The following is a 19,947-nucleotide window of genomic DNA, read 5'->3' as shown; positions in this document are numbered from 1 at the left end:
CTTCAATAATTGTACTATAGCCAACTTCAACGCCTTTTACATCTGTGATAGCATTGAATTTACCTGTTATTCCTACAAAAGGAATTCCTAAATCTCTTGCTCTAGGATTTTGTCCGTAGGATTGGAAACAAATAAACATTAATATAAAAACTATAAATGCCCTTTTCATATTGGTTGGTTTTTAATGAGACATAACGGTTTGTGTATTGTTTCGTTGCGTGAAAATCCGCAGGATTTTCGTGTTAAGAAACTAAGATAGCAAAGTTGCGAGGATTTTCCGTGAGGAAAATCGGAAGCAATTAATCATACACTGTGTTGGCGTGCGTTTTATTTTTTAATTTTTTTGTTTGTTAATGGATCTCTTAATTCGGGCTTTTCTGATGAGATTTTTTCAAAAAAATCATTTACGAAAACTCCATGTCCAAACCCACAACCAGAATTGTAGTCATCAGCTTTTTCAAAGACTTTTACACCTTTATTGGAAAAGTCAAACGTTATTTCGCAACTTAGGTCAAGGTCAGTTTTATAGATTGTTCTATTGTTTGAATAATCCAGGGTGTCTATAAAAGAGCCTGAATTATAGCTTGGAGCACCTTTATTAACCATAAAAGTCATGACTATTTTATTTTGAGGTAATTTTTCAATTTGTATTCTACCAAAATTTCCATAAATCTCTTGATCATCCAAATCTTGTTTAATGTTTAGTTCGTAGGTTCCAGTCGGATTTAAATTTTTGTCTTTATCTATCATGCTGATAGATACAAGTCCAGCCAATAGGGTTATAAGAAATAGTATTTGGTTTTGATACTTCATTTTGGTAATGCACGCCAACGGTTTGTATAAGAATAGTGCGGTTTTGTGTCCGAGGATTTTCCGCAGGAAAATCAGAGTGACCAAAAATGCACTAACTTTAGGTTTTGTACTAAACTACGCATTATTTTTATACTGTGTTAGGCACAGTTTTTTATTTCATTGCATAATAACAACTTTGATTATAAAGTTTACTCAGGTTTGCATTATTTATTCAGTCATATTCATTTAATAGATGAGTTTTGAAATCAGATGAATTTATAAAGGTTGGTTTTCCTAATTTTATTACTGGGTTTTTCCGCACATAGTCATTTGCAAATTTTGCAATTTTTCGACAAAGTCTGTCTGTATTTCTAAGGTCAGATTTGGATAAATGAGGATGCTTTTTTGCGAGTCTATCGTCAATATCGGTTAGCCAATTCTTCCCAAATTCCATATGTAGCTCAAGTCCGTCGTTAAGTATTTGGTCAGATAAAGTCATTAGTTTTTATTTATTTCTCGATTTAATTTGTCTGCTGTAGTGAATACAAGATTTCCTAATCTCATTAATTCCGTATTGGCAAAATTCTCTTCACTTTTATTAATCCGATGTCCGTTTATCTCACAAATAATTAAATCTGTAAAACTCCCCATTCCACCTCGCATATTTCTCAGCGAGTCGATTCCGCGTCTATCTCCGTTATCAATCAATTTTTGAATTTTTGAAAATATTAATGACCAATTTTTCTCATCATATTTGTTCAAATGAGATATCAAAGATTCAAGTTGTTGGATTAATTTATCTTGTAGTCCAGTCATTTTTCTTAATTGTGCCTAACGGTTTGTGTATAGTTTCGTTGCGTGAAAATCCGCAGGATTTTCGGGTTAAGAAACTAAGATAATAAAGTTGCGAGGATTTTCCGTGAGGAAAATCGGAAGCAATGAATTATACACTGTGTTGTAAGTAGTTTTTTATTTGTCAAAATATTCTTTCCTTTCTTTCTTTTTTCGATAGTAAGCAACGAATATTAAAGAAAGAGGGAAGAATAGGATTATTAAAATCCATTTAAAAATGTTTAAAATAAAATTCACGTTTTTTCTTTTTTGATGCAATGTTCTTTTAAAATTTCTTTAGCTTCTTTGTCTCCTAATTTAGCTGATAATCTGAAATTTTTGCAGGCGTTTAATGAGTCTTTTTTTTCAATGAAAGCTTTGCCCAACAGAAAATAACTATCTCTTTTTGCGTTATCGGCTTTTAAAGATTTTTCGAAATCAGAAATGGCATTGTCATATTGCTTTGTCATTAAATATTCCATACCTCTTTCAAAATATATTTCACAGTCGAAAACATAGTAATCCGTATCGCTATCAAAATTTTTTAAGTCAAATAAATTAAAAGCTATAGGGCCACCATTAGAACTTGCCCAGCTTTTTAATGCACCTTCTGTTTGAAGGGCTTTTGAATAAAAAAGGATAGCATCTTCGTGTTTTTCCAACATACTATAATTATTAGCAATATTACATAACGCAAATGTATTGTCAGGATCGAATTTTAAAAGTTTAAGGTAGTCATCTATTCCTCCTTTTATATCTCCGATTTTAGTTTTGTAATATCCTCTATTTAGAAGTGCAGGTCTAAATTTAGCCTTTTTATCAATTGCCTTATCAAGAGATTCAATAGCTTTTTTGAAGTTGCCAGTTTCTTCATATTCAAAGGCTTCATTATAATATTCTTCTGCCGAAGTGTAATCATAAAAGCTTAACAACACCAAAAGAATAAATATGTAAAAAAATGTTTTTTGCATTACTTACAACGGTCTCGTATAACCGTCAGTTACGGGTTAATATGTGTTATTTTTCGGTTTAGAACAGGCGTTAGCAATTCCGAGTGGATTCGGACGTAGTCGAATCCGCCGTAATTGCGGTTATACATTGTTGCCAACAGTATTTATTTCCTTTCTTGTCCAACTGAACCTCTCGTTTCCAATGTTATATTATTTTCATCTATTATCAATGTCCATTTTTCGAGTTGCTCAAAACAATATTTAGATAATGGGCTTGTCAATTCCTGTATTTCTTTTGGCATTGATTTATTAAATCGTTCAAAAGTATATTCCTTATCGAGGTATTTAATAGTTAAGGATTCTATCAATTCAAAATCAAAGTTTTTAGGTAACTCTATTTCAGAATTATCCTTATTTAAGATTGACAATTTTGAATTTTGTTCATCTTTAGTGTTTAAAAACAATTCCAGGTCTATTTTAGAAGCAGCTGTTTCTTTTCCGTTCTCGATTACTTTTAAGATTAAAGGATTGTATTTAGCTCTTATTTCCCGAAGTGTTAAGTTTATGTCGTTAATTAGATAGCTTTGTTTTTCTTTAAGAATGGATTCTAATTCTTTTTTGAATCCTGATTTTTCCAACACTCCGTTTTTATTTTCCTTTGCCAAAGAAATATATTTTAGAATACTGTCTTTTGGTTTTGTCGAAAATTTGTAAATCATTTCGTTGTGAGTGTCGTCCACAAATAAATTTATTTCTTCATCAAGAAAATTATGGAAAATTTTGATTTCTTCTTCATTTTCATATTTCAAGTCCTGACTTTCAAACAATTCTTTCTCATTTGTTTTAATTGATTCTTTTATGTTGTTATAAACATTCTCAATAATTTTTCGAGATTGAATTTGTTCAAAAAAATCATTTGTTTCTTCTTTTGAATTTTGTGAGTAGACAAAAGTTGAAAAAGTCAGTAATAATGTTAGAAAGAGAGTTTTTTTCATATTGTTGGCAACGGTTTGTGTATAGTTTCGTTGCGTGAAAATCCGCAGGATTTTCAGAGTTAAGAAACTAAGATAATAAAGTTGCGAGGATTTTCCGTGAGGAAAATCGGAAGCAATGAATTATACACGGTGTTGTGCTTTCGTTATTTTATGGTCTTTTATGATTTTGGAAGTAGTACTTGTTATTAATTTATTCTCCTTTGGCTCTTTCTTCTTCAAGTTTATCTAATATTTCGTTTGTGATTTCCAATATGTCATTATATCTATTAGCACTATTTCTATGCGCAATAAGAAACGAATTGTATGCTGAAAATACTTTGTAATTTTGAAATATTTCCTTCAAATCTGTTTCAAATGGTATTTTCTCTATCACATATGGTATAGCTCTTAATTCGTCAGTTTTTAAAGTGTCTGAAACAAGGGGGGTATCACCTTTTGTTTGATGAAATAAATATTCTTTAGGCACTAAATTTGTAAATTGTAATACTTCTTTTAGTACAATCTGTCCATTTCTAAAATAGGTTTCTTCATAGCGGCTTATGTCCTTTAGTTTGAATTCAACTGTTTCTACATAAGCGGTGATTTTACTTTTTAAATCATTAGATTGTATTAATGTTACATTGCCAGAATTAATGATGGATCGAGCAGTTCCTAACGTTGGGCTAAATGTTACCGTACCTAGAGGTATGCGCATATATATGTAAATACTGTCATTTGGCACCTCATTCTTAAAGAAAGCATGACATACCCTGGCACTTGCTTTAGCTTGCTCTTCTATTGACACTTTGATCTTCTTTAGTTCTGTCTGTGATTTTTTAAGATCTTCTATTAGTTGTTCAATAATAACTTTTTCAGCATTTTTTCTATTTTTTTCGACGTTCCAGTTATTGATTTGTAGAGCTATTAAAATTCCAATGACAACAAGTATAATTTCTCCTAGAGCGTATTTTAAATACTTCTCAGTTTTTCTCTCGGAAAGTAAGTTTTGTCTAATTTTTCTAAAGAATTTCATCATTGGTTATTGGTTGGTCATAATGAAGCACAACGGTTTGTGTATGATTAGTGGCGTTTTAAAGTATCTAATTTAGCAAATACAAACCGAATAGAAAATCCGCGAGGATTTTCGTAAGCAAGCTCGAACCATCCATTAATTATACACGGTGTTGTAAAACGTTTTTTATTCAAATTCTTGATAATTCTTGTCAATCTGTTCTTTCATTTTATTCCATTCCGCATTATTCCTAACTTCTATTAATTCAACGTTTATTTCCGATTCAAATTTCGGTGGAATTTTCGGTTTTTGATGCGAGTAGATTTTCAGAGTATCATTTTCCACTTTGTATATTATTCCGCCAAATCCGTGAAAAATGTATTCGGATATTGAGTCAGGTTGAAATTCAAGGTCTGACTTTGTCGAAATCACAGAAATTTTGTGGTCAGCAGTTAATCCCCAATTTTTGCTTTTCAGATAAAGAGAGGTTTTTTTATTCGGGAAGTAAATTTGTTCCTTTTCGAATGCTGGTTTTCCGATTTCGTCCCAACTTGCTAATTCACGCTCAACTTTCATTCCGAGCCAAAAGGAAAGTATAATTAGTAAAATCGAAATTATTATTAAAGTTCCTTTTTTCAATTCAGATTTCGGTTTTTCTTAAATGTTTTACAACGGTTCGTATAACCGTCAGTTATCGGTTTAGTTTACTTTGTTTTTCGGTTTAGCACTGGCGTTAGCAATTCCGAGTGGATTCGGACGTAGTCGAATCCGCCGTAATTGCGGTTATATGGTGTTGTAAGGCGTTTTTATTTTGTTTTAGGTTCAATTCCATTCATTTTAGCAAACGCATAAGTATAACCAAAAACGTGGTCTAAATCAGTTTCTTCGGATTCGTATTGTTTATAAAATTCCAAGTGTTTAATGGTTTTTTCTAAACTTTCTTTAGTCCACTTAAAATCCATTTTGTATTTCATTTGAGTCCGCTCAATATTATTTTGAGAATTGAGATAATAAATAAATCGAAAAGGAACTTCTGATGTGCTAAAGTCATTTGCAATTTCTGTGTCAGAACTAAAAAACGTTTCGATTATTTTATTTTTCTCGTAATCGTATTTTATTATTGGTCCACCATAAAATCCCGAGCCAGCCCAATCCAATTGATGTTTCCAATTATAGAACCTTAATTCTTTTGTTCTTCCGTAATCATCTATGGTTTCCATTACAAATTCAGTTCCTATAGTATCCTTAATATTCCATTTTTCTAATTTTACAGAAGATGCAGTAAACCTTATTTTATGGAAAAGTATTTTCGGTTCGTTTTGAAGTCCGAAAGAAGTAAGGATAAATATTCCAATTAAACTTAATGATATGAATTTTAATGTCTTGTTCATTTTTCAAATGACTTACAACGGTCCGTATAACCGTCAGTTATCGGATTAAATATACTTTAATTTTGGTTTAGCACTGACGTTAGCAATTCCGAGTGGATTCGGACGTAGTCGAATCCGCCGTAATTGCGGTTATACATTGTTAGCACCAGTTTTTATTCCGTTTTTTTAAATTCCAATTTAATCGGTTCAACTTTTTCTCCAGCTTCTTCCATCATTTTGTCCATCTCTGGATCAGAGTAATACGCTGTAAACTTATCTTTTTCCTTTTCTAAAATTATATAGATAAGTGTCATTGATTTTGGCTCTCTATTATTTCCTCTTGGAATAGGTTTTGTTATTAAAGTCAAAGTATCTTTTTCTATTTTCCAATCTTGTAGGTCAGATTTCATAAATCGAGATAATTCAATTTTTCCATTTTTATAAAATCCAGGTCCTGCAATTCCAGAACCATCCCCGTTTAGATTAATCAAATTAATCATTCCATTTGCGTTTGGTTCCGTTATCCATTTACCAACATATGAGGTGTCTTTTTCTTGTCCTAAAACACAATTTATACAGGTAATAATTAAAATTGATGAGAGTATTTTTTTCATTCTGTTTGTTAATTGGTGCTAACGGTTTATGTATAGTTTCGTTGCGTGAAAATCCGTAGGATTTTCGTGTTAAGAAACTAAGGTAGTAAAGTTGCGAGGATTTTCCGTCAGGAAAATCGGAAGCAATGAATTATACACGGTGTTGTGTTTAGTTTTTTAATTTTTGTCCGTTTTTGAATTTTACTTCTTCTTTCAGATTTCCATCACAACTATAAAACTTCCAAACTCCATCCATTGAATAATCTGCCACAGGATGCTCATAATAAATCCCATGTCCCTCAGACTCTAAGGAGCCATCAGTTCTATAATTTTTTAAGTAACATTTTTCAGCTCCTCCATCAAGTTTAATAGGATTAATCATTTCGAACCAAACCCGTCCAAATCTTATTTGTTGAATTGTAGAATCATTTGGTTTCTTTGTTATTATTCCATTATTGACTTCAAATTCTAATTCATCCTCTGTTGGTTTGTATTCTTGCCAAGTTAGTGGGCAAGGAATTTCTATATCTTCTTCACTTTTAATAGCAATATCCTCTTTTTTTTGTGAATTCGCACAACTGATTAGAACTATTCCAAAAGTGAAAATTAGTGTTTTCTTCATTTAATTTTAATTAAACACAACGGTTTGTGTATAGTTTCGTTGGGTGAAAATCCGTAGGATTTTCAGGTTTAAGAAACTAAGATAGCAAAGTTGCGAGGATTTTCCGTGAGGAAAATCAGAAGCAATGAATTATACACTGTGTTGGCGGTAGTTTTTTCCAATTAATAGGGCTTGAATTTTTCATATTTCGGAAATCCGTGATAAAAACATACCTCTATTCGGAATCCTGGTGCTTCTTTCCAACTTTTAAAGTTTTTCCATTTCAGAGAGTCTAAAATTTTGTCAGAACTTGAGAATATTAATGAGTCCAATTTGGATAATTTTTGATAGTACATTGGGTCATCAAAATCTTCTGGGGTTTCTCCGTGGAATAATTTGTAAATTAAAGCTTTGTTTTCTTTTGTGTGTTTGACAATATCGTCTGGATAGAACGTGTAATAGACTGAATTGTCAACTTTTGCTATGATTCTTTTTTGTTTTCGGTTATTATTTAAATCAGTTTCTACATAATATTTCACAGTCCCAAATTCCGTTTTTTCTATTTCAATTAGTTTTCCGTATGTCGAACAGGAAATTAATAAAGAGAAGAAAAGGATTGTTAGTGATATTATTTTTAAGTTTTTCATTCGAATTACCGCCAACGGTTTGTGTATAGTTTCGTTGCGTGAAAATCCGTAGGATTTTCGTGTTAAGAAACTAAGATAGTAAAGTTGCGAGGATTTTCCGAGAGGAAAATCAGAAGCAATGAATTATACACGGTGTTGTAGATAGTTTTTATAAATTCAATAATTTTTTCTCTCTTTTTACCTTCATTAAATTCCAAAATCCATTGAGGACAAACAATAAGGTAAATATAGGAACGAAATAAAAGTGTTCTTTTAAAAGTAAAACCCAAAAGATTAAATCGAAAACAAGACCAATATAAATTTTAAAATTTATCAATTCGTATGAACTTCGAAATCCGTATTTTCTCATCCATTGAGTAATTGGATAAAGCTTAGTGTGTTTTAATCCTATGTACTTTGATTTTGAATATTCGTTGTCATTCAAAGTATTCTGAAGCGCTTTTAAGTAATTTAAAAGATTTTCTTTATGCTTTTTAGTTTGTGATTGAGGATTGGCAATAACTAGAAATTCTGCAATTCGTATTAGATAATTAAGCTTAATATTAGCCTTTCTCTCCATTTCTTTTTTGTTATCAAATGCATTAACCAAAGAGTAAAACTCATTTAAGAACAGTAGATTTTCTTCAGTTAAATGATCTTTGGACATAAAGTTATAATTATCTACAACGGTTTGGCTATGGTTTCGTTGCGTGAAAATCCGCAAGGATTTTCCGCCGAAAACCGAAGATAGCAAATTTGCGAGGACTTTCCGACAGGAAAGTCAGAAGCAATGAACTATAGCCGGTGTTGTACACAGTTTTTTATTCTTTTTTTTAAATCATTTATATGATATTCTACATTGTTCTCTCGTTTAAAATTTTTGATAATGTAATTTAAATCAGCTTGCGCATCATCACATCTGTTGTTCCCCAGAAAGTTTAAAGCTCTATGAACATAAGCAGAAGACAAAACTTCATCGTGTTGAGCATTATTTATAACATAGTTTGTTATTTCAATTCCTTTGTCAAATTCTTCGTTATAATAGTAGGTCAGCCCTAAATTTACAGCTGCGATATGATACGTCGAATCAGAAGTTTTATATGATTCTTTATAATATTTTATTGCGTTATCGTAGTCCTCTGTCAAATAGTAATTTAAGCCTAAATTGCTTAAAGTTGTTGGGTTGTTAGGCTCTATCTCTAGTGCTTTTAAAAAAGATTCTCTTCCTTTTTTTAAATCACCGCTCTTACTTAAATCAATTCCATTTTTATTTAGGTCAGCAGCATCATTATTTTTATAAAAATCTCCGTCTATAATTTTATCTTGTTCTTCATTATAAGTCTTGTTTTTGCATCCAACAATTGATATAGAAAATAGGAAGAATATTATAAGTCGATTCATTTGATTGAGATTAATTTAAATTGTGTACAACGGTTTGTGTATAGTTTCGTTGCGTGAAAATCCGCAGGATTTTCGGGTTAAGAAACTAAGATAGTAAAGTTGCGAGGATTTTCCGAAAGGAAAATCGAAAGCAATGAATTATACACTGTGTTGCCTACAGTTTTTTTTGTTTTACGTTGATTGGTCTGTCCAAGTAATTAACTTCCATTTTCCATTAACTTTTGCAAATTCATAGTCGATTGCTATTCCGTTTCCTATTCCGCTGATCTCAATTATTGCTTTTTCATTTTCAATTTTTATGATTTGCTCATATTCTCCAAAGTCTTCGAAGTCAGAAGTCTTGTTTATTTGAAAAGTTTTTAAGCTATAGTCTATTTTATTAATTACTCTTTCATTTAGTTCAAATTCTACTTTTTGAAAATCCTTTACTTTTATGGGAAAGTCAATTCTGTTTAATTGAAATATAGAATCTTTATTAAAAAAATCGAGGAATAATCTAAAGTCAGAATCAACATTGGCTGGAATATTTGTTTCTACTTGAGTTAAACCTACAACTTTGTTTTCATTACTGTATTGTTTACAGCTTATTATAACAAATGTGAATATGGCGAGAATGTAATGTTTCATAATTGTAGGCAACGGTTTGTGTATAGTTTCGTTGCGTGAAAATCCGCAGGATTTTCGTGTTAAGAAACTAAGGTAGCAAAATTGCGAGGATTTTCCGCGAGGAAAATCAGAAGCAATGAATTATACACTGTGTTGTATGCAGGCTTTATTTTATTTTATTTTTTGCATCAGGGCCATAAATCTCAACTTTAAAATCAATAATTGAATGGTCAGTTTTTGTCAATTTTACAATGTGCTGATGACTATGCCAGTTATTAAACTTAAAATATCCAAATCTACCAACTGTGTCTTGATCATAAGTTACAATGAAAGTGTTTTTTCCATATTCTTTGTATTTCAAACCAGTTTGCTTACCGCTTGAAATAATTTTTTTCAAATGTTTATAATCAGTTGACCAGTAAACATCTATTTTATCTTTTTGTAAGTCGTCTGAAATTACAAAGTCAAAAGAATTCTTATTGAGAGATTCTCTTACATCATAAAATCTTTTGAGTGAAATCAGATAGTAGATAAAAACTGCTAATCCAAGTGCTAAAACAATTGTTAGTATATAGGCTAAAACTTTTCTTTTAGTCATTTTTAGTTAAGCGCTTGCATACAACGGTTTTGTGTAAGCGTCAGTAATGGGAAAATACGTGAGTATTTTCCGCTGACGCAACCAAGTTAGTTAAAAGGCGAAATTTTCGGTAGAAAATTCCGCCGTTATTGCGTTTACACTGTGTTGTACAACGTACTTACTTTTCCGTATCGATTAACCAAGGATAAGTAAATTCTGTTGCTTTTGTTAATTCCTTTTTTAATTTTTCTCGGTCTAATTCTAATTCAGAATATTCTGCTCGTTCATAAAGTAGATTATAAGCTGATTGATGAAGTCCGTATTTCTTTAATGTATAAAAATCTGATTTCGCTTTTTCCGAATCCAGATTGTCATTCTCAAATTCAATTTTCAATAAGTCAACCAAGGTATCATTTACAAACTGATTTTCATAATTCAGTCGTTTTTTGTCCGATTTGAATGAGTTATATTCTCGGATTATTTCGTAAACGATCGAGTCATTTTTCTCCACTTTTCTGCGATTCCAGAATTCAGAGTAATATTTGGTTTGTATTTCAGGTTTGTTATAAGTCAATTCCAAACTGTCCATTAAATTCTCGAAATTCCGTTTTATATAAATTCCATTAGCTATGAATAAATTCTCACTTTTATAAATTCCGCTTTCAAGTTTTTCGTAACCAAATTTCTTAAATGATTCGTGAATCATTTTTAGATTTTCGGGTTTCCTTATCCATTTACTTTTTGTCCAATCCGAGTGATTTAATCCGAAAAATGAAGTTTGAGTTTCTATATAAAATTCCAATTCAGATTTCTTGACGTTTTTACAAGACAGAAATAAGAAAATCAGAAGCGAAATTGTTAGCAGTTTGTTCATTTTGGGTATGTTGTACAACGGTTTGTGTATAGTTTCGTTGCGTGAAAATCCGCAGGATTTTCAGAGTTAAGAAACTAAGATAGTAAAGTTGCGAGGATTTTCCGTGAGGAAAATCAGAAGCAATGAATTATACACTGTGTTGGGCATAGTTTTTTATTATTCTTAATCAAATAGTTCGTCTCCTTCTTTAATTAATTCCATGTCGCGGAAATCTGTAAGACTCCCTTTTACAGTTTTTGGGTCGGCAAGTATAACTGATTCTTTTTCAGTTATAAGATTTATCACTTTAATCCCGTAATCAGTCTTTTGTGAATGTGCAGAATACTCTTGAAAAACAACATATCTGTAATTTCCGTTGTTAAAGTATAGATAGTTTATATCAAGTCCTTCGTTTTGAAATCCACCTCCTCTTAAATACCAAGAGAATTGAAATTCGTCCCAGCTATTCGACAAATTTTTTGGGAACTCAAATTCGAGATTATTGTTTGTCCCATACCTATAAACTAAATATTCTTCATGTGAATCTAGAGCAATAACTAGACGTTTGCCTTTAATTGTCTCAAACTCAAAAATTGATTTCTCGTTGGATAAGATGTAATCTTGCGAGAAACAGAGTATTGGAAGAAATAGGCTTAAATACAGAGTTATACGTTTCATTTGTTTAATTATGCCCAACGGTTTGTGTATAGTTTCGTTGCGTGAAAATCCGCAGGATTTTCGAGTTAAGAAACTAAGTTAGCAAAATTGCGAGGATTTTCCGTGAGGAAAATCGGAAGCAATGAATTATACATGGTGTTGTAGCACGTTTTTATTTACACCTATGTAATTCGGCATAGTATTTTATCGGATTGCGATCTCTTAACTTAATTTCATTTATGACATTGCAAAATTTTTGCTTATCCAATTCGATTATCATTTTGAGATTTTCTATAAAACCTTCTGCATATTCACCATCTGCGAAACTTGCTAAATCCAGACTTGGAATATAAAAGTCCCAGTCTTTATTGATAGTAACTTTGTCAAAAATCAGTTGAGTAGTTTCATAGAAAAAGTCAGTTTTCCCTAGGTTGTGATCAGGTCCAGTAGTCTCATAATAGATTTTAAATTCCTCATAGTTAGTAGGAACAAGTTTTATCAAAACTGAGTCCGGGATATTATTTTTCTTTAAGTAATATTTTGAAGCGGACTCTAAGTTTAGTTCATAATCAGTCCGTTGATTTGTAATTAATTCACTTGATTTTGTAAATGTTAGAAATAAAAAAATCACAAAGATGGGTAGTTTCAAAATCATTTTGATGGAGCTTTTTGTAATTCTGACTAACGTCAATTTTTTAATTTATAAAATCCCTCAAAATTGCACGTTAGCTAAAGAAATTAATCTCGTTTTCGTGATATTGGGAATGTGCTACAACGGTTTGTGTATGGTTTGTTGCGTTGGTCTGGTCACTAATTTAGCAAATAAAACTTGGCGATTGTTCAGCGCAAGGATTTTCCGTTTAGGAAAATCAGAAGCAATGAACTATACACGTTGTTGTAGCACGTTAGTCCTCTCCAATGCTTATTAGTTTTAAATCATTTTCTCCGATTACAATGAATTCCGCCCAATAGTTATACATCGAATTAAATCTATCGTTGAAAGTAAATTTTTTGTTTAACCAATAAATTTTAATGCAATTTTCGAGTGCCGAATTAAATAGTCGACTTGCCTCAAAACGAAAATCTAAATCGAGTATTTGTTCGTCCAAAAACAAAGGGTCTTTTAATGTTTCATTGAAAAGTTCCTTTGCTTTAGTATCGTCAATTATGATGTAATCCTTAATCGTTATATCCTCAATCAAATATGGTCCGTGAAACGTAGTAATTACAGGCTTAACAGGATTGGTGGTGTCACGATTTTTGTAATAATAAAATTCTTTCGATTTTAGGCTCTCAACGAAGCCATTACCATTTATTTTCAAGTCATCGGTAATTGGAAACGACTCAACACTTACCCACTTGATACCTTGAACAACAATTGTCCTTCCGTCTTCTCTATACTGGGTGTATTTCATAATGTGCTACAACGGTTTGTGTATAGTTTCGTTGCGTGAAAATCCGCAGGATTTTCGTGTTAAGAAACTAAGATAATAAAGTTGCGAGGATTTTCCGTGAGGAAAATCAGAAGCAATGAATTATACACTGTGTTGGCTATAGTGTTGATTTGTTTTTAAGTTCAATTCTGTGCTTTTCTAAGAGATCATCAAACTCTTGCCAAAAGCCTGACCATTCAGACTTATAATACTCGTCTGTAAAGTCTCTATTTTTATCTTTAAAAAATCGTTTGATTTCGTCACAAAACCTGACAATTTCTCTAATATAAGTTTTGCGTTCAACATTTACTTGTCCTATAGAGTAATTAATTAGATCTTTACTGTCAGTAGTAAGTAATTTTCTAGGGTCAGAAATAACCACATTACCATTTTTATGTGATACTTGCCAATCAACTGAAATTGGACAACCTAGCATTGCAAGTTGTCCGCAATGTTGAATTATAGGAAATGAACTATTTGTATCGTGTGAGTTATTTATTGTCCTTAGCAACATTAAACCAGCTGTATTTAATGTCCAGTCATTATCTAGCTCATCTATAATTATTGTTTCTCCAATTTCAAGCTGAATTAATCCATGGGAACATAAATCAGTTTTATTGTTTGGGTTTTTGTCAATCCAATATTGGTCAAGTATTTTAATTTTGAAGTTTTTCATTCAAGACATTATAGCCAACGGTTCGTATAACCGTCAGTTATCGGTTTAGGTTACTTTATTATACGGTTTAACACTGTCGTTAGCAATTCCGCGTGGATTCGGACGTAGTCGAATCCGCCGTAATTGCGGTTATATAATGTTGTATACCGTTTTTTATTCAACTTCAGGTTGTTTAAAAGGTTCCCATTTAGCTCCAATCTTTTTTCGGTCCGCTCCGAATCCTAATGGCATTTCATACAAATCATTAACACTTTCATCGATTTCGATTACTTGTTTTAACGATATCAGTTTGTAATTTCTCATTTCATGGTCCTCACCACCGCATAAAAAACTCCATTGCCCGTCATCCAAATCATGGGTTACAAACAAAATATCACGAGTTCTGTTAAGAACATGGTCGCATACAATGCAAGCGACATTCTCACTTTCGTTGAATAGAAATTTATGTTTCTTTTTGAAAAAATCTTTGAACATAGTTTTTAATGGTATACAACGGTTAGGCTATAATTCCGTTGCGAGGAAAAATCGGAGATTTTTCAGAGTAGGAATTGTAGCTGGTTAAAGTTAATGTTTTTTGGATAGAGTAGGATGTTAGCTATGGATTATAGCCGTTGTTGTGTGCTGGCTTTTTTCAAATTCTCAACAAGAGTAAGCACGTTCTGTTTATTTCGTCCGAATGAGGCAATTGAGCTCCTTCTATCTGGGTCGCATATGCTGTTAATCAATACTTGATTGTTATCAAAAATCACAGTTATTTGTTCACCCCAACTCCCAGTTGTAAATCCGCCTTTTCTTTTAGCTACAGCAATATTATCAGTTCCGTAGACAAAATTCCAATTCAATTCTTTAGCTGTTTTGGTCAATGCATCATATATTATCTCTTTCGAAAGGTTTATTTCAAATGTTTTAAAACGCAATCTCCGGTATTGGATTATGAAGAAAATAATGCAAATAATCAATCCAATTATGCCAATTTTTAAAAAGTCCGAAATTGTTCTAATTCCATTCCCATTTCCTAGGAATTCCTGAATTATGAACCAAATTGACATAATCGGAAGAACTGAAAAAGCAATTACAATTCCGAAATGATTTAAACAGTCCCAAAATTTTAGTTTGAGTCTTTGGTCAGTTTGCATTTTATTGATTTCGAATTGAGTCATATTTGCTTGCACACAACGGTTTGTGTATAGTTTCGTTGCGTGAAAATCCGCAGGATTTTCGGGTTAAGAAACTAAGATAGCAAAGTTGCGAGGATTTTCCGTGAGGAAAATCAGAAGCAATGAATTATACACGTTGTTGTGTGGCGTTTTTTCTTTGTTATGGCATGAATCGTTCATCAATTCGTACTATAATTCCGTTTTTTACATAAAGAAACAATAGAGTTTCATTTTTAATATAGGTTTCGATTTGTTGCAAATTAATTTTTTTTGGTTTCGTCATTTCTTGTACTCCGTCATCGTCAATTATGTGCTCAACTGACATCTTATCTTTCAGTTTAAAAGTTCTAAGTTTTGGATTCACATTTGAAATGTAATAGCCGTCAGTAATATTAGTAATGGTATCTTTGCCGTCTATGAAATAAGCTTCATCCCTCCATTCAGCATCTGCGGCTTCTTGTCCTGTTAAGTAATCTACATAGTCCGCTTTTATAAATATGTCAGAATTCAAATTTTTAATTTCCTTGAGATAGGCGAATCGATTCTCTATTACTGTGTCAATTGGGATTATCACGTCCGATTTAACTGAACTATTATTGTCAGTTGTAATATCTTTTGAACCGTCATTAGATTGACCGCATGACATGAGGAGTCCAAAGGACGAAGTAAGGAGGTAATATGAAATCAGTTTCTTCATTTTTTTAATGCTACACAACGGTTTGTGTATAGTTTCGTTGCGTGAAAATCCGCAGGATTTTCAGAGTTAAGAAACTAAGGTAGCAAAATTGCGAGGATTTTCCGTGAGGAAAATCAGAAGCAATGAATTATACACGGTGTTGGCAAACGTTTTTATTCATTTAGTTTCCCCACCAATACATATTCCTTAAATCCGATAAATTTTTCGCCTTTAGAATCAATCCCGATGTAATACCAGATACCAGTTTTAGTTTGTCCATCTAAATAATCACTTGTAGTCCAATTATTCTTATCGGTAAAAACTTTACCGATTGTTAAGATTCCATTTTCGCAACCATACCATTTAGCAAATTCAGAATTGTTAAAAGGTCTATCGTAAATTGTAGTTGACACCCAAATACTGTCAATTTTATTATAGCCGCCAAACTCAATTATTTTTAATTCTTTGTTTTCTGCTTTCACGGATGTTTTATATCTCCATAGATATTTTTTGCGGTTAGCTTTGTTGCCTTTATATAACTCAGCATAAATAGTATCTTTTGAATGAGTAACATCTATTCCTTTGTTATACTTTTTTAATTCCGATGGAATGTCTTGGCTAAAAGAAATTTGAACAAAAAGTATAGTTGCTAAAAGAAAGTAGTATTTCATTTTTTATAAATTCTGACTAACGTCAAATTTTTAGTTTATAAAATTCCACAAAATTTGCACGTTAGCCAACGAAATTAATCTCGTTTTCGTGATATTGGGAATGTTTGCCAACGGTTTGTGTATAGTTTCGTTGCGTGAAAATCCACAGGATTTTCAGGTTTAAGAAACTAAGATAGCAAAGTTGCGAGGATTTTCCGTGAGGAAAATCGGAAGCAATGAATTATACACGTTGTTGTAGCTAGTTATTTTTAATATTCGTTTATTATTATTTTATCTCCATTTGCATCTGAATCAATTTCATAAGCATAAGATTCAGTTGTCCATCCTAAATCAGTCGTGTACATTACAAAAAATCTATTGTCATCGATTTTGAATTCTTTCCACTCTAGAATTGACTTTTCATCAAAATCACAAGGCCAAGACAAAGAAGGAAAAAAGTATGAATCTTCGTTTAGCCAATATTTTAGATGAACAGTTTTAATTTTCTCAAAAGCTTGGTCTGAACTAATCTTACCTTCATTATACCCTTTGTTTATTTCAAGTTTTTCTTTGTGGAATTTCTTTATCAGTTCGATATTTTGTGTGTCTTGTATTGGAATTGTATGATTTTTTGGTTCAATTACCGAAATTTCAATTCCGTCTTTGAATATTTTAATGTTTAAAAGAGAGTAATATATAATTGCATTGTCTTGACGTTTCGAATCAAAACCATTTGAATTCAATTGATAGCTAAAAAGGGACAACAAATTTGTATTGAATTCAGTTGAAGATTTGAATTTATCCTTTTGATATTTTTTCGGTAATGTTCTTCTAAACGAATCTACTTTGTCATTTAGATTTTTTCTTATTGATGGGTTTTTGTCCGCCCATAAAAATGTTTTGTCATCAAGATTGAATGTTCCCAAAATTTTAGGTTTTGCAATTACTTCAAAACCTTTTTCTTCGACATTATATTTAACTTCTCCTTTAGTTTGGTCAAACAAGTATTCATTTGTCGGTTGCATATTCCAAACTATTCTTTGATACATATTTCTTAAACTAATATCAGAGTTGGCTTCTGAAAATTTAGCTTCTAGGTCGGATTGACCTTTGGAAAAGAATGAAAACATGGTTAATATTATTGTCAAGGTTGATTTGTGCATTTCGTGTAATTAGCTACAACGGTTGGTGTATAGTTTCGTTGCGTGAAAATCCGCTAGGATTTTCGTGTAAAGAAACTAGGATAGCAAACTTGCGAGGATTTTCCGTGAGGAAAATCAGAAGCAATGAATTATACACTGTGTTGGCAACCGTATTTTAATATTTTATTTCACCGTAATTTAAGTATTCAGCTTGATATCTTTCTTCGATCAATTTTATTTCGACTTGATACTCATTCCAACCTTCTTGAAATTCTCTTTTAATTGTCAAAATAATTCCACTTTGAGTTTGTTCAATTTTTTCAATCTTGTCCAAGGCGCCATCATTCGCCATTAGTTCCAAATATCTAAAATTATCCTTCCAAGAAGCTTTTTTCGAAATGTCGTTTTCGATAATCTCAATCAGACTAGGTTGATTAATGTCTTTATTGATAATTACGACAGGTTCATAGTACTTACTACAAAATGTCAGTCCTTCATCATCGTCAAAACCTATTCCAAAGAAAGATGTGGTTTTGATCTCAAAATTCTTGTCTTTGTAAAAGAAGGAAGTGTCTTGTTGGGACTCTGTTAATTGGTAGACATTTCGTCCGTCAACTATTCCTTTTTGTGTGTCAGTGTTAATTTTTACATATCGAAATGCCTCACAATAATCATCCGTTTTTTGGTATAGACTATCTGAAAAGCCTGTTAAGTCAACAATTGAACTTTCATTGAGTGTTGTTATTGCTTTAAGTTCATCATTTAGAACATTAATTTTTTCCCCAATCAGAACAGCCCTACCGTTAAGTTCTTGAAACGTTATTGTATTCTTTTCTAAAGGTCTCTCACTTGCTTTTATTTGTTCCTTATTTATTGCAGATATTTGTTTTTGAGGCTCATTTGTTGTCTGACCACAAGAGGCCATTAGAATGGGAAATATGTATAGTAGTCTTTTCATTTTGTATGGTTGCCAACGGTTTGTGTATAGTTTCGTTGCGTGAAAATCCTCAGGATTTTCAGGTTTAAGAAACTAAGTTAGCAAAATTGCGAGGATTTTCCGTGAGGAAAATCGGAAGCAATGAATTATACATGGTGTTGGCATTAGTTTTATTTTACTTTAATCGAAAAATCAACTGTTTCTGACTTTCCATCTTTTTCAAATCTTATTTTGATTGGTAATCTACTTTCATTATTAAGATTTTCCTTTTTTGGAGTTATTTCCAAGTGAAATTCATTGTTATTTGTTCTTATCAGATTAATTCCTGCACCTTGAATACTTAAGTTTGTAGCTTCAAAGAACAAAATTTTAGCAGAATTTTTCTTATCCAAATACAGGAAATTTCTATGGTCTTCAATATGAAATGAAATCAGAGTTCCTGATTCATTATATATTATGTTAGTTTTTAGTTTTTCTTTTTTTTGGGAATTACAACTCATTAATAATGTAATTGAAATTATCAATTGTAACAGAGATTTGAAATTCAATAAATATTTCATTTTACATAATTAATGCCAACGGTTTGTGTAAGGATAGTTGCGTGTGCAAGCAACTAACTTACCAAAAAAGGAACGAACCAGAGGAAAATCCGCAGGATTTTCCGAGTAGGCACAGACCAAGCAATTATTTTTACACGTTGTTAGGCTTTGTTTTTATATTCATTTATTATTTCCGCATCCCAAACTTGAGCTTCTATATATTTATCATATTTTGAACTTTCCACAGTTTGAGATTTCTCGTCAGTAGGCAATCCGTACTCATTAATCAGATTACTTATTTCACTCAACAAGAAAACTTGTCCGTTACAATTCTTTCGGTATGTCTCAAGTTTTGGTTCGTCATAAAATTGAAATGAAATCATACTGTCAGGATAAGTAAAGCTAATTTGGTCAGGTCTAAAATCAGTTAAAGGTATTTTTATCACACCAGGATTTACATACCAAGATTTTGCCCAATTACATTCTCCTAAAGTAAAATAAAAAGGGTCATTTCTATTAGGTTTTCCACCTTTTAAAATGAATTGTTCCTTAATTCTTTTTTCTAATGAAAATCTCAAATCGATATAGTTGTTAGGTCTTTTGCTATTAAACCCTTCTAATATTTGATTTTGAATACTTTCAGCTTCTTCAAATCCATATTCGGTTATATTTCGGAATGGTCCGTTGTCAAGTTCGTAATAATGAAATAGAAATTTAGGTACGGTCATTTTTCTCAAATAAAGCCTAACGGTTCGTGTAAGAATCCATTGCGGGAAATTAAGAAATTATGAGAGAAAAAAGAAACAAAATTAATATAGAAAGAGGACTTTCCGAAGGAAATGTCCGAAGCAATGGTTTTTACACATTGTTGGCAAATCGTTTTTTTATTTTTTG

General features: G+C 31.7%; 28 protein-coding genes. All 28 read right to left on the bottom strand.

Annotated elements, in window-relative coordinates; all coding sequences use genetic code 11:
• Positions 1 to 327: 327 nt before the first annotated feature.
• The gene (locus ZA06_RS16555; RefSeq protein WP_157503327.1) at positions 328 to 750 is read right to left on the bottom strand and encodes a hypothetical protein; all 423 of its coding nucleotides are present in this window, start codon (positions 748 to 750) and stop codon (positions 328 to 330) included.
• Between the two features lie 274 nt (positions 751 to 1,024).
• Positions 1,025 to 1,291: a hypothetical protein gene (locus ZA06_RS16550; protein ID WP_053978612.1), complete on the bottom strand. Its 267-nt coding sequence runs from the start codon at positions 1,289 to 1,291 to the stop codon at positions 1,025 to 1,027.
• Positions 1,291 to 1,608 (bottom strand): DUF6966 domain-containing protein, encoded by a 318-nt coding sequence (locus tag ZA06_RS16545; RefSeq protein ID WP_053978611.1) that lies wholly within the window; start codon positions 1,606 to 1,608, stop codon positions 1,291 to 1,293. The genes ZA06_RS16550 and ZA06_RS16545 overlap by 1 nt, the downstream gene beginning before the upstream one ends.
• Positions 1,609 to 1,877: 269 nt before the next feature.
• Positions 1,878 to 2,594 carry a tetratricopeptide repeat protein gene (locus ZA06_RS16540; protein WP_053978610.1) on the bottom strand — a complete coding sequence of 239 codons (717 nt, stop codon included), beginning with the start codon at positions 2,592 to 2,594 and terminating at the stop codon, positions 1,878 to 1,880.
• 143 nt (positions 2,595 to 2,737) lie between these two features.
• On the bottom strand, positions 2,738 to 3,568 hold the full coding sequence (locus ZA06_RS16535; RefSeq protein WP_053978609.1) for a hypothetical protein: 831 nt from the start codon (positions 3,566 to 3,568) through the stop codon (positions 2,738 to 2,740).
• Positions 3,569 to 3,758: 190 nt separating this feature from the next.
• Positions 3,759 to 4,583, bottom strand: a complete 825-nt coding sequence (locus tag ZA06_RS17115; RefSeq protein WP_053978608.1) for a DUF6090 family protein — start codon at positions 4,581 to 4,583, stop codon at positions 3,759 to 3,761.
• A 162-nt stretch (positions 4,584 to 4,745) separates the two neighbouring features.
• Positions 4,746 to 5,198 (bottom strand): hypothetical protein, encoded by a 453-nt coding sequence (locus ZA06_RS16525; RefSeq protein ID WP_157503325.1) that lies wholly within the window; start codon positions 5,196 to 5,198, stop codon positions 4,746 to 4,748.
• A 167-nt stretch (positions 5,199 to 5,365) separates the two neighbouring features.
• Positions 5,366 to 5,950: a hypothetical protein gene (locus tag ZA06_RS16520; RefSeq protein WP_053978606.1), complete on the bottom strand. Its 585-nt coding sequence runs from the start codon at positions 5,948 to 5,950 to the stop codon at positions 5,366 to 5,368.
• Between the two features lie 152 nt (positions 5,951 to 6,102).
• Entirely contained in the window at positions 6,103 to 6,543 is a 441-nt protein-coding gene (locus ZA06_RS16515) for a hypothetical protein (RefSeq protein ID WP_053978605.1), read from the bottom strand.
• 148 nt (positions 6,544 to 6,691) lie between these two features.
• Positions 6,692 to 7,144 (bottom strand): hypothetical protein, encoded by a 453-nt coding sequence (locus ZA06_RS16510; protein WP_053978604.1) that lies wholly within the window; start codon positions 7,142 to 7,144, stop codon positions 6,692 to 6,694.
• A 161-nt stretch (positions 7,145 to 7,305) separates the two neighbouring features.
• Entirely contained in the window at positions 7,306 to 7,770 is a 465-nt protein-coding gene (locus ZA06_RS16505) for a hypothetical protein (RefSeq protein ID WP_157503323.1), read from the bottom strand.
• A 148-nt stretch (positions 7,771 to 7,918) separates the two neighbouring features.
• Positions 7,919 to 8,416 carry a hypothetical protein gene (locus ZA06_RS16500; protein WP_053978602.1) on the bottom strand — a complete coding sequence of 166 codons (498 nt, stop codon included), beginning with the start codon at positions 8,414 to 8,416 and terminating at the stop codon, positions 7,919 to 7,921.
• A 128-nt stretch (positions 8,417 to 8,544) separates the two neighbouring features.
• A complete protein-coding gene (locus tag ZA06_RS16495; protein WP_053978601.1) occupies positions 8,545 to 9,150 on the bottom strand; it encodes a tetratricopeptide repeat protein in 606 nt (201 codons plus the stop codon).
• A 171-nt stretch (positions 9,151 to 9,321) separates the two neighbouring features.
• Positions 9,322 to 9,777: a DUF4348 domain-containing protein gene (locus ZA06_RS16490; RefSeq protein ID WP_157503321.1), complete on the bottom strand. Its 456-nt coding sequence runs from the start codon at positions 9,775 to 9,777 to the stop codon at positions 9,322 to 9,324.
• A 145-nt stretch (positions 9,778 to 9,922) separates the two neighbouring features.
• Entirely contained in the window at positions 9,923 to 10,354 is a 432-nt protein-coding gene (locus ZA06_RS16485; protein WP_053978599.1) for a hypothetical protein, read from the bottom strand.
• Between the two features lie 157 nt (positions 10,355 to 10,511).
• Positions 10,512 to 11,039 (bottom strand): hypothetical protein, encoded by a 528-nt coding sequence (locus ZA06_RS16480; protein ID WP_157503319.1) that lies wholly within the window; start codon positions 11,037 to 11,039, stop codon positions 10,512 to 10,514.
• A 330-nt stretch (positions 11,040 to 11,369) separates the two neighbouring features.
• Complete coding sequence (locus tag ZA06_RS16475) at positions 11,370 to 11,864, bottom strand: hypothetical protein (RefSeq protein ID WP_157503317.1); 495 nt, start codon at positions 11,862 to 11,864, stop codon at positions 11,370 to 11,372.
• A 151-nt stretch (positions 11,865 to 12,015) separates the two neighbouring features.
• Positions 12,016 to 12,498, bottom strand: coding sequence for a hypothetical protein (locus tag ZA06_RS16470; protein ID WP_053978596.1), 483 nt, complete (start codon positions 12,496 to 12,498; stop codon positions 12,016 to 12,018).
• 250 nt (positions 12,499 to 12,748) lie between these two features.
• A complete protein-coding gene (locus tag ZA06_RS16465; protein ID WP_053978595.1) occupies positions 12,749 to 13,258 on the bottom strand; it encodes a hypothetical protein in 510 nt (169 codons plus the stop codon).
• Between the two features lie 136 nt (positions 13,259 to 13,394).
• Positions 13,395 to 13,952: a hypothetical protein gene (locus ZA06_RS16460; RefSeq protein WP_053978594.1), complete on the bottom strand. Its 558-nt coding sequence runs from the start codon at positions 13,950 to 13,952 to the stop codon at positions 13,395 to 13,397.
• Positions 13,953 to 14,105: 153 nt separating this feature from the next.
• Complete coding sequence (locus tag ZA06_RS16455; RefSeq protein WP_053978593.1) at positions 14,106 to 14,426, bottom strand: immunity protein Imm33 domain-containing protein; 321 nt, start codon at positions 14,424 to 14,426, stop codon at positions 14,106 to 14,108.
• A gap of 128 nt (positions 14,427 to 14,554) precedes the next feature.
• Positions 14,555 to 15,088 carry a hypothetical protein gene (locus ZA06_RS16450; RefSeq protein WP_157503315.1) on the bottom strand — a complete coding sequence of 178 codons (534 nt, stop codon included), beginning with the start codon at positions 15,086 to 15,088 and terminating at the stop codon, positions 14,555 to 14,557.
• 181 nt (positions 15,089 to 15,269) lie between these two features.
• Entirely contained in the window at positions 15,270 to 15,806 is a 537-nt protein-coding gene (locus tag ZA06_RS16445) for a hypothetical protein (protein ID WP_053978591.1), read from the bottom strand.
• A 152-nt stretch (positions 15,807 to 15,958) separates the two neighbouring features.
• The gene (locus ZA06_RS16440; protein ID WP_053978590.1) at positions 15,959 to 16,456 is read right to left on the bottom strand and encodes a hypothetical protein; all 498 of its coding nucleotides are present in this window, start codon (positions 16,454 to 16,456) and stop codon (positions 15,959 to 15,961) included.
• Positions 16,457 to 16,704: 248 nt separating this feature from the next.
• A complete protein-coding gene (locus ZA06_RS16435; RefSeq protein WP_053978589.1) occupies positions 16,705 to 17,598 on the bottom strand; it encodes a DUF6882 domain-containing protein in 894 nt (297 codons plus the stop codon).
• Between the two features lie 154 nt (positions 17,599 to 17,752).
• The gene (locus ZA06_RS16430; protein WP_053978588.1) at positions 17,753 to 18,535 is read right to left on the bottom strand and encodes a hypothetical protein; all 783 of its coding nucleotides are present in this window, start codon (positions 18,533 to 18,535) and stop codon (positions 17,753 to 17,755) included.
• Positions 18,536 to 18,684: 149 nt separating this feature from the next.
• Entirely contained in the window at positions 18,685 to 19,074 is a 390-nt protein-coding gene (locus tag ZA06_RS16425; protein WP_205625725.1) for a hypothetical protein, read from the bottom strand.
• A gap of 140 nt (positions 19,075 to 19,214) precedes the next feature.
• Entirely contained in the window at positions 19,215 to 19,781 is a 567-nt protein-coding gene (locus ZA06_RS16420) for a hypothetical protein (RefSeq protein WP_053978586.1), read from the bottom strand.
• Positions 19,782 to 19,947 lie beyond the last annotated feature (166 nt).

This window comes from Mangrovimonas xylaniphaga, assembly GCF_001280435.1.
GTDB classification, from domain to species: Bacteria; Bacteroidota; Bacteroidia; order Flavobacteriales; family Flavobacteriaceae; genus Mangrovimonas_A; species Mangrovimonas_A xylaniphaga.
This window is presented reverse-complemented; position numbering and strand designations above follow the sequence as displayed.

Coding starts and splice junctions, on each gene's coding strand:
- ZA06_RS16555 (WP_157503327.1), bottom strand. CDS start 750: ATGATAGATAAAGACAAAAATTTAAATCCGACTGGAACCTACGAACTA.
- ZA06_RS16550 (WP_053978612.1), bottom strand. CDS start 1,291: ATGACTTTATCTGACCAAATACTTAACGACGGACTTGAGCTACATATG.
- ZA06_RS16545 (WP_053978611.1), bottom strand. CDS start 1,608: ATGACTGGACTACAAGATAAATTAATCCAACAACTTGAATCTTTGATA.
- ZA06_RS16540 (WP_053978610.1), bottom strand. CDS start 2,594: ATGCAAAAAACATTTTTTTACATATTTATTCTTTTGGTGTTGTTAAGC.
- ZA06_RS16535 (WP_053978609.1), bottom strand. CDS start 3,568: ATGAAAAAAACTCTCTTTCTAACATTATTACTGACTTTTTCAACTTTT.
- ZA06_RS17115 (WP_053978608.1), bottom strand. CDS start 4,583: ATGATGAAATTCTTTAGAAAAATTAGACAAAACTTACTTTCCGAGAGA.
- ZA06_RS16520 (WP_053978606.1), bottom strand. CDS start 5,950: ATGAACAAGACATTAAAATTCATATCATTAAGTTTAATTGGAATATTT.
- ZA06_RS16515 (WP_053978605.1), bottom strand. CDS start 6,543: ATGAAAAAAATACTCTCATCAATTTTAATTATTACCTGTATAAATTGT.
- ZA06_RS16510 (WP_053978604.1), bottom strand. CDS start 7,144: ATGAAGAAAACACTAATTTTCACTTTTGGAATAGTTCTAATCAGTTGT.
- ZA06_RS16505 (WP_157503323.1), bottom strand. CDS start 7,770: ATGAAAAACTTAAAAATAATATCACTAACAATCCTTTTCTTCTCTTTA.
- ZA06_RS16500 (WP_053978602.1), bottom strand. CDS start 8,416: ATGTCCAAAGATCATTTAACTGAAGAAAATCTACTGTTCTTAAATGAG.
- ZA06_RS16495 (WP_053978601.1), bottom strand. CDS start 9,150: ATGAATCGACTTATAATATTCTTCCTATTTTCTATATCAATTGTTGGA.
- ZA06_RS16490 (WP_157503321.1), bottom strand. CDS start 9,777: ATGAAACATTACATTCTCGCCATATTCACATTTGTTATAATAAGCTGT.
- ZA06_RS16485 (WP_053978599.1), bottom strand. CDS start 10,354: ATGACTAAAAGAAAAGTTTTAGCCTATATACTAACAATTGTTTTAGCA.
- ZA06_RS16480 (WP_157503319.1), bottom strand. CDS start 11,039: ATGATTCACGAATCATTTAAGAAATTTGGTTACGAAAAACTTGAAAGC.
- ZA06_RS16475 (WP_157503317.1), bottom strand. CDS start 11,864: ATGAAACGTATAACTCTGTATTTAAGCCTATTTCTTCCAATACTCTGT.
- ZA06_RS16470 (WP_053978596.1), bottom strand. CDS start 12,498: ATGATTTTGAAACTACCCATCTTTGTGATTTTTTTATTTCTAACATTT.
- ZA06_RS16465 (WP_053978595.1), bottom strand. CDS start 13,258: ATGAAATACACCCAGTATAGAGAAGACGGAAGGACAATTGTTGTTCAA.
- ZA06_RS16460 (WP_053978594.1), bottom strand. CDS start 13,952: ATGAAAAACTTCAAAATTAAAATACTTGACCAATATTGGATTGACAAA.
- ZA06_RS16455 (WP_053978593.1), bottom strand. CDS start 14,426: ATGTTCAAAGATTTTTTCAAAAAGAAACATAAATTTCTATTCAACGAA.
- ZA06_RS16450 (WP_157503315.1), bottom strand. CDS start 15,088: ATGCAAACTGACCAAAGACTCAAACTAAAATTTTGGGACTGTTTAAAT.
- ZA06_RS16445 (WP_053978591.1), bottom strand. CDS start 15,806: ATGAAGAAACTGATTTCATATTACCTCCTTACTTCGTCCTTTGGACTC.
- ZA06_RS16440 (WP_053978590.1), bottom strand. CDS start 16,456: ATGAAATACTACTTTCTTTTAGCAACTATACTTTTTGTTCAAATTTCT.
- ZA06_RS16435 (WP_053978589.1), bottom strand. CDS start 17,598: ATGCACAAATCAACCTTGACAATAATATTAACCATGTTTTCATTCTTT.
- ZA06_RS16430 (WP_053978588.1), bottom strand. CDS start 18,535: ATGAAAAGACTACTATACATATTTCCCATTCTAATGGCCTCTTGTGGT.
- ZA06_RS16425 (WP_205625725.1), bottom strand. CDS start 19,074: ATGAAATATTTATTGAATTTCAAATCTCTGTTACAATTGATAATTTCA.
- ZA06_RS16420 (WP_053978586.1), bottom strand. CDS start 19,781: ATGACCGTACCTAAATTTCTATTTCATTATTACGAACTTGACAACGGA.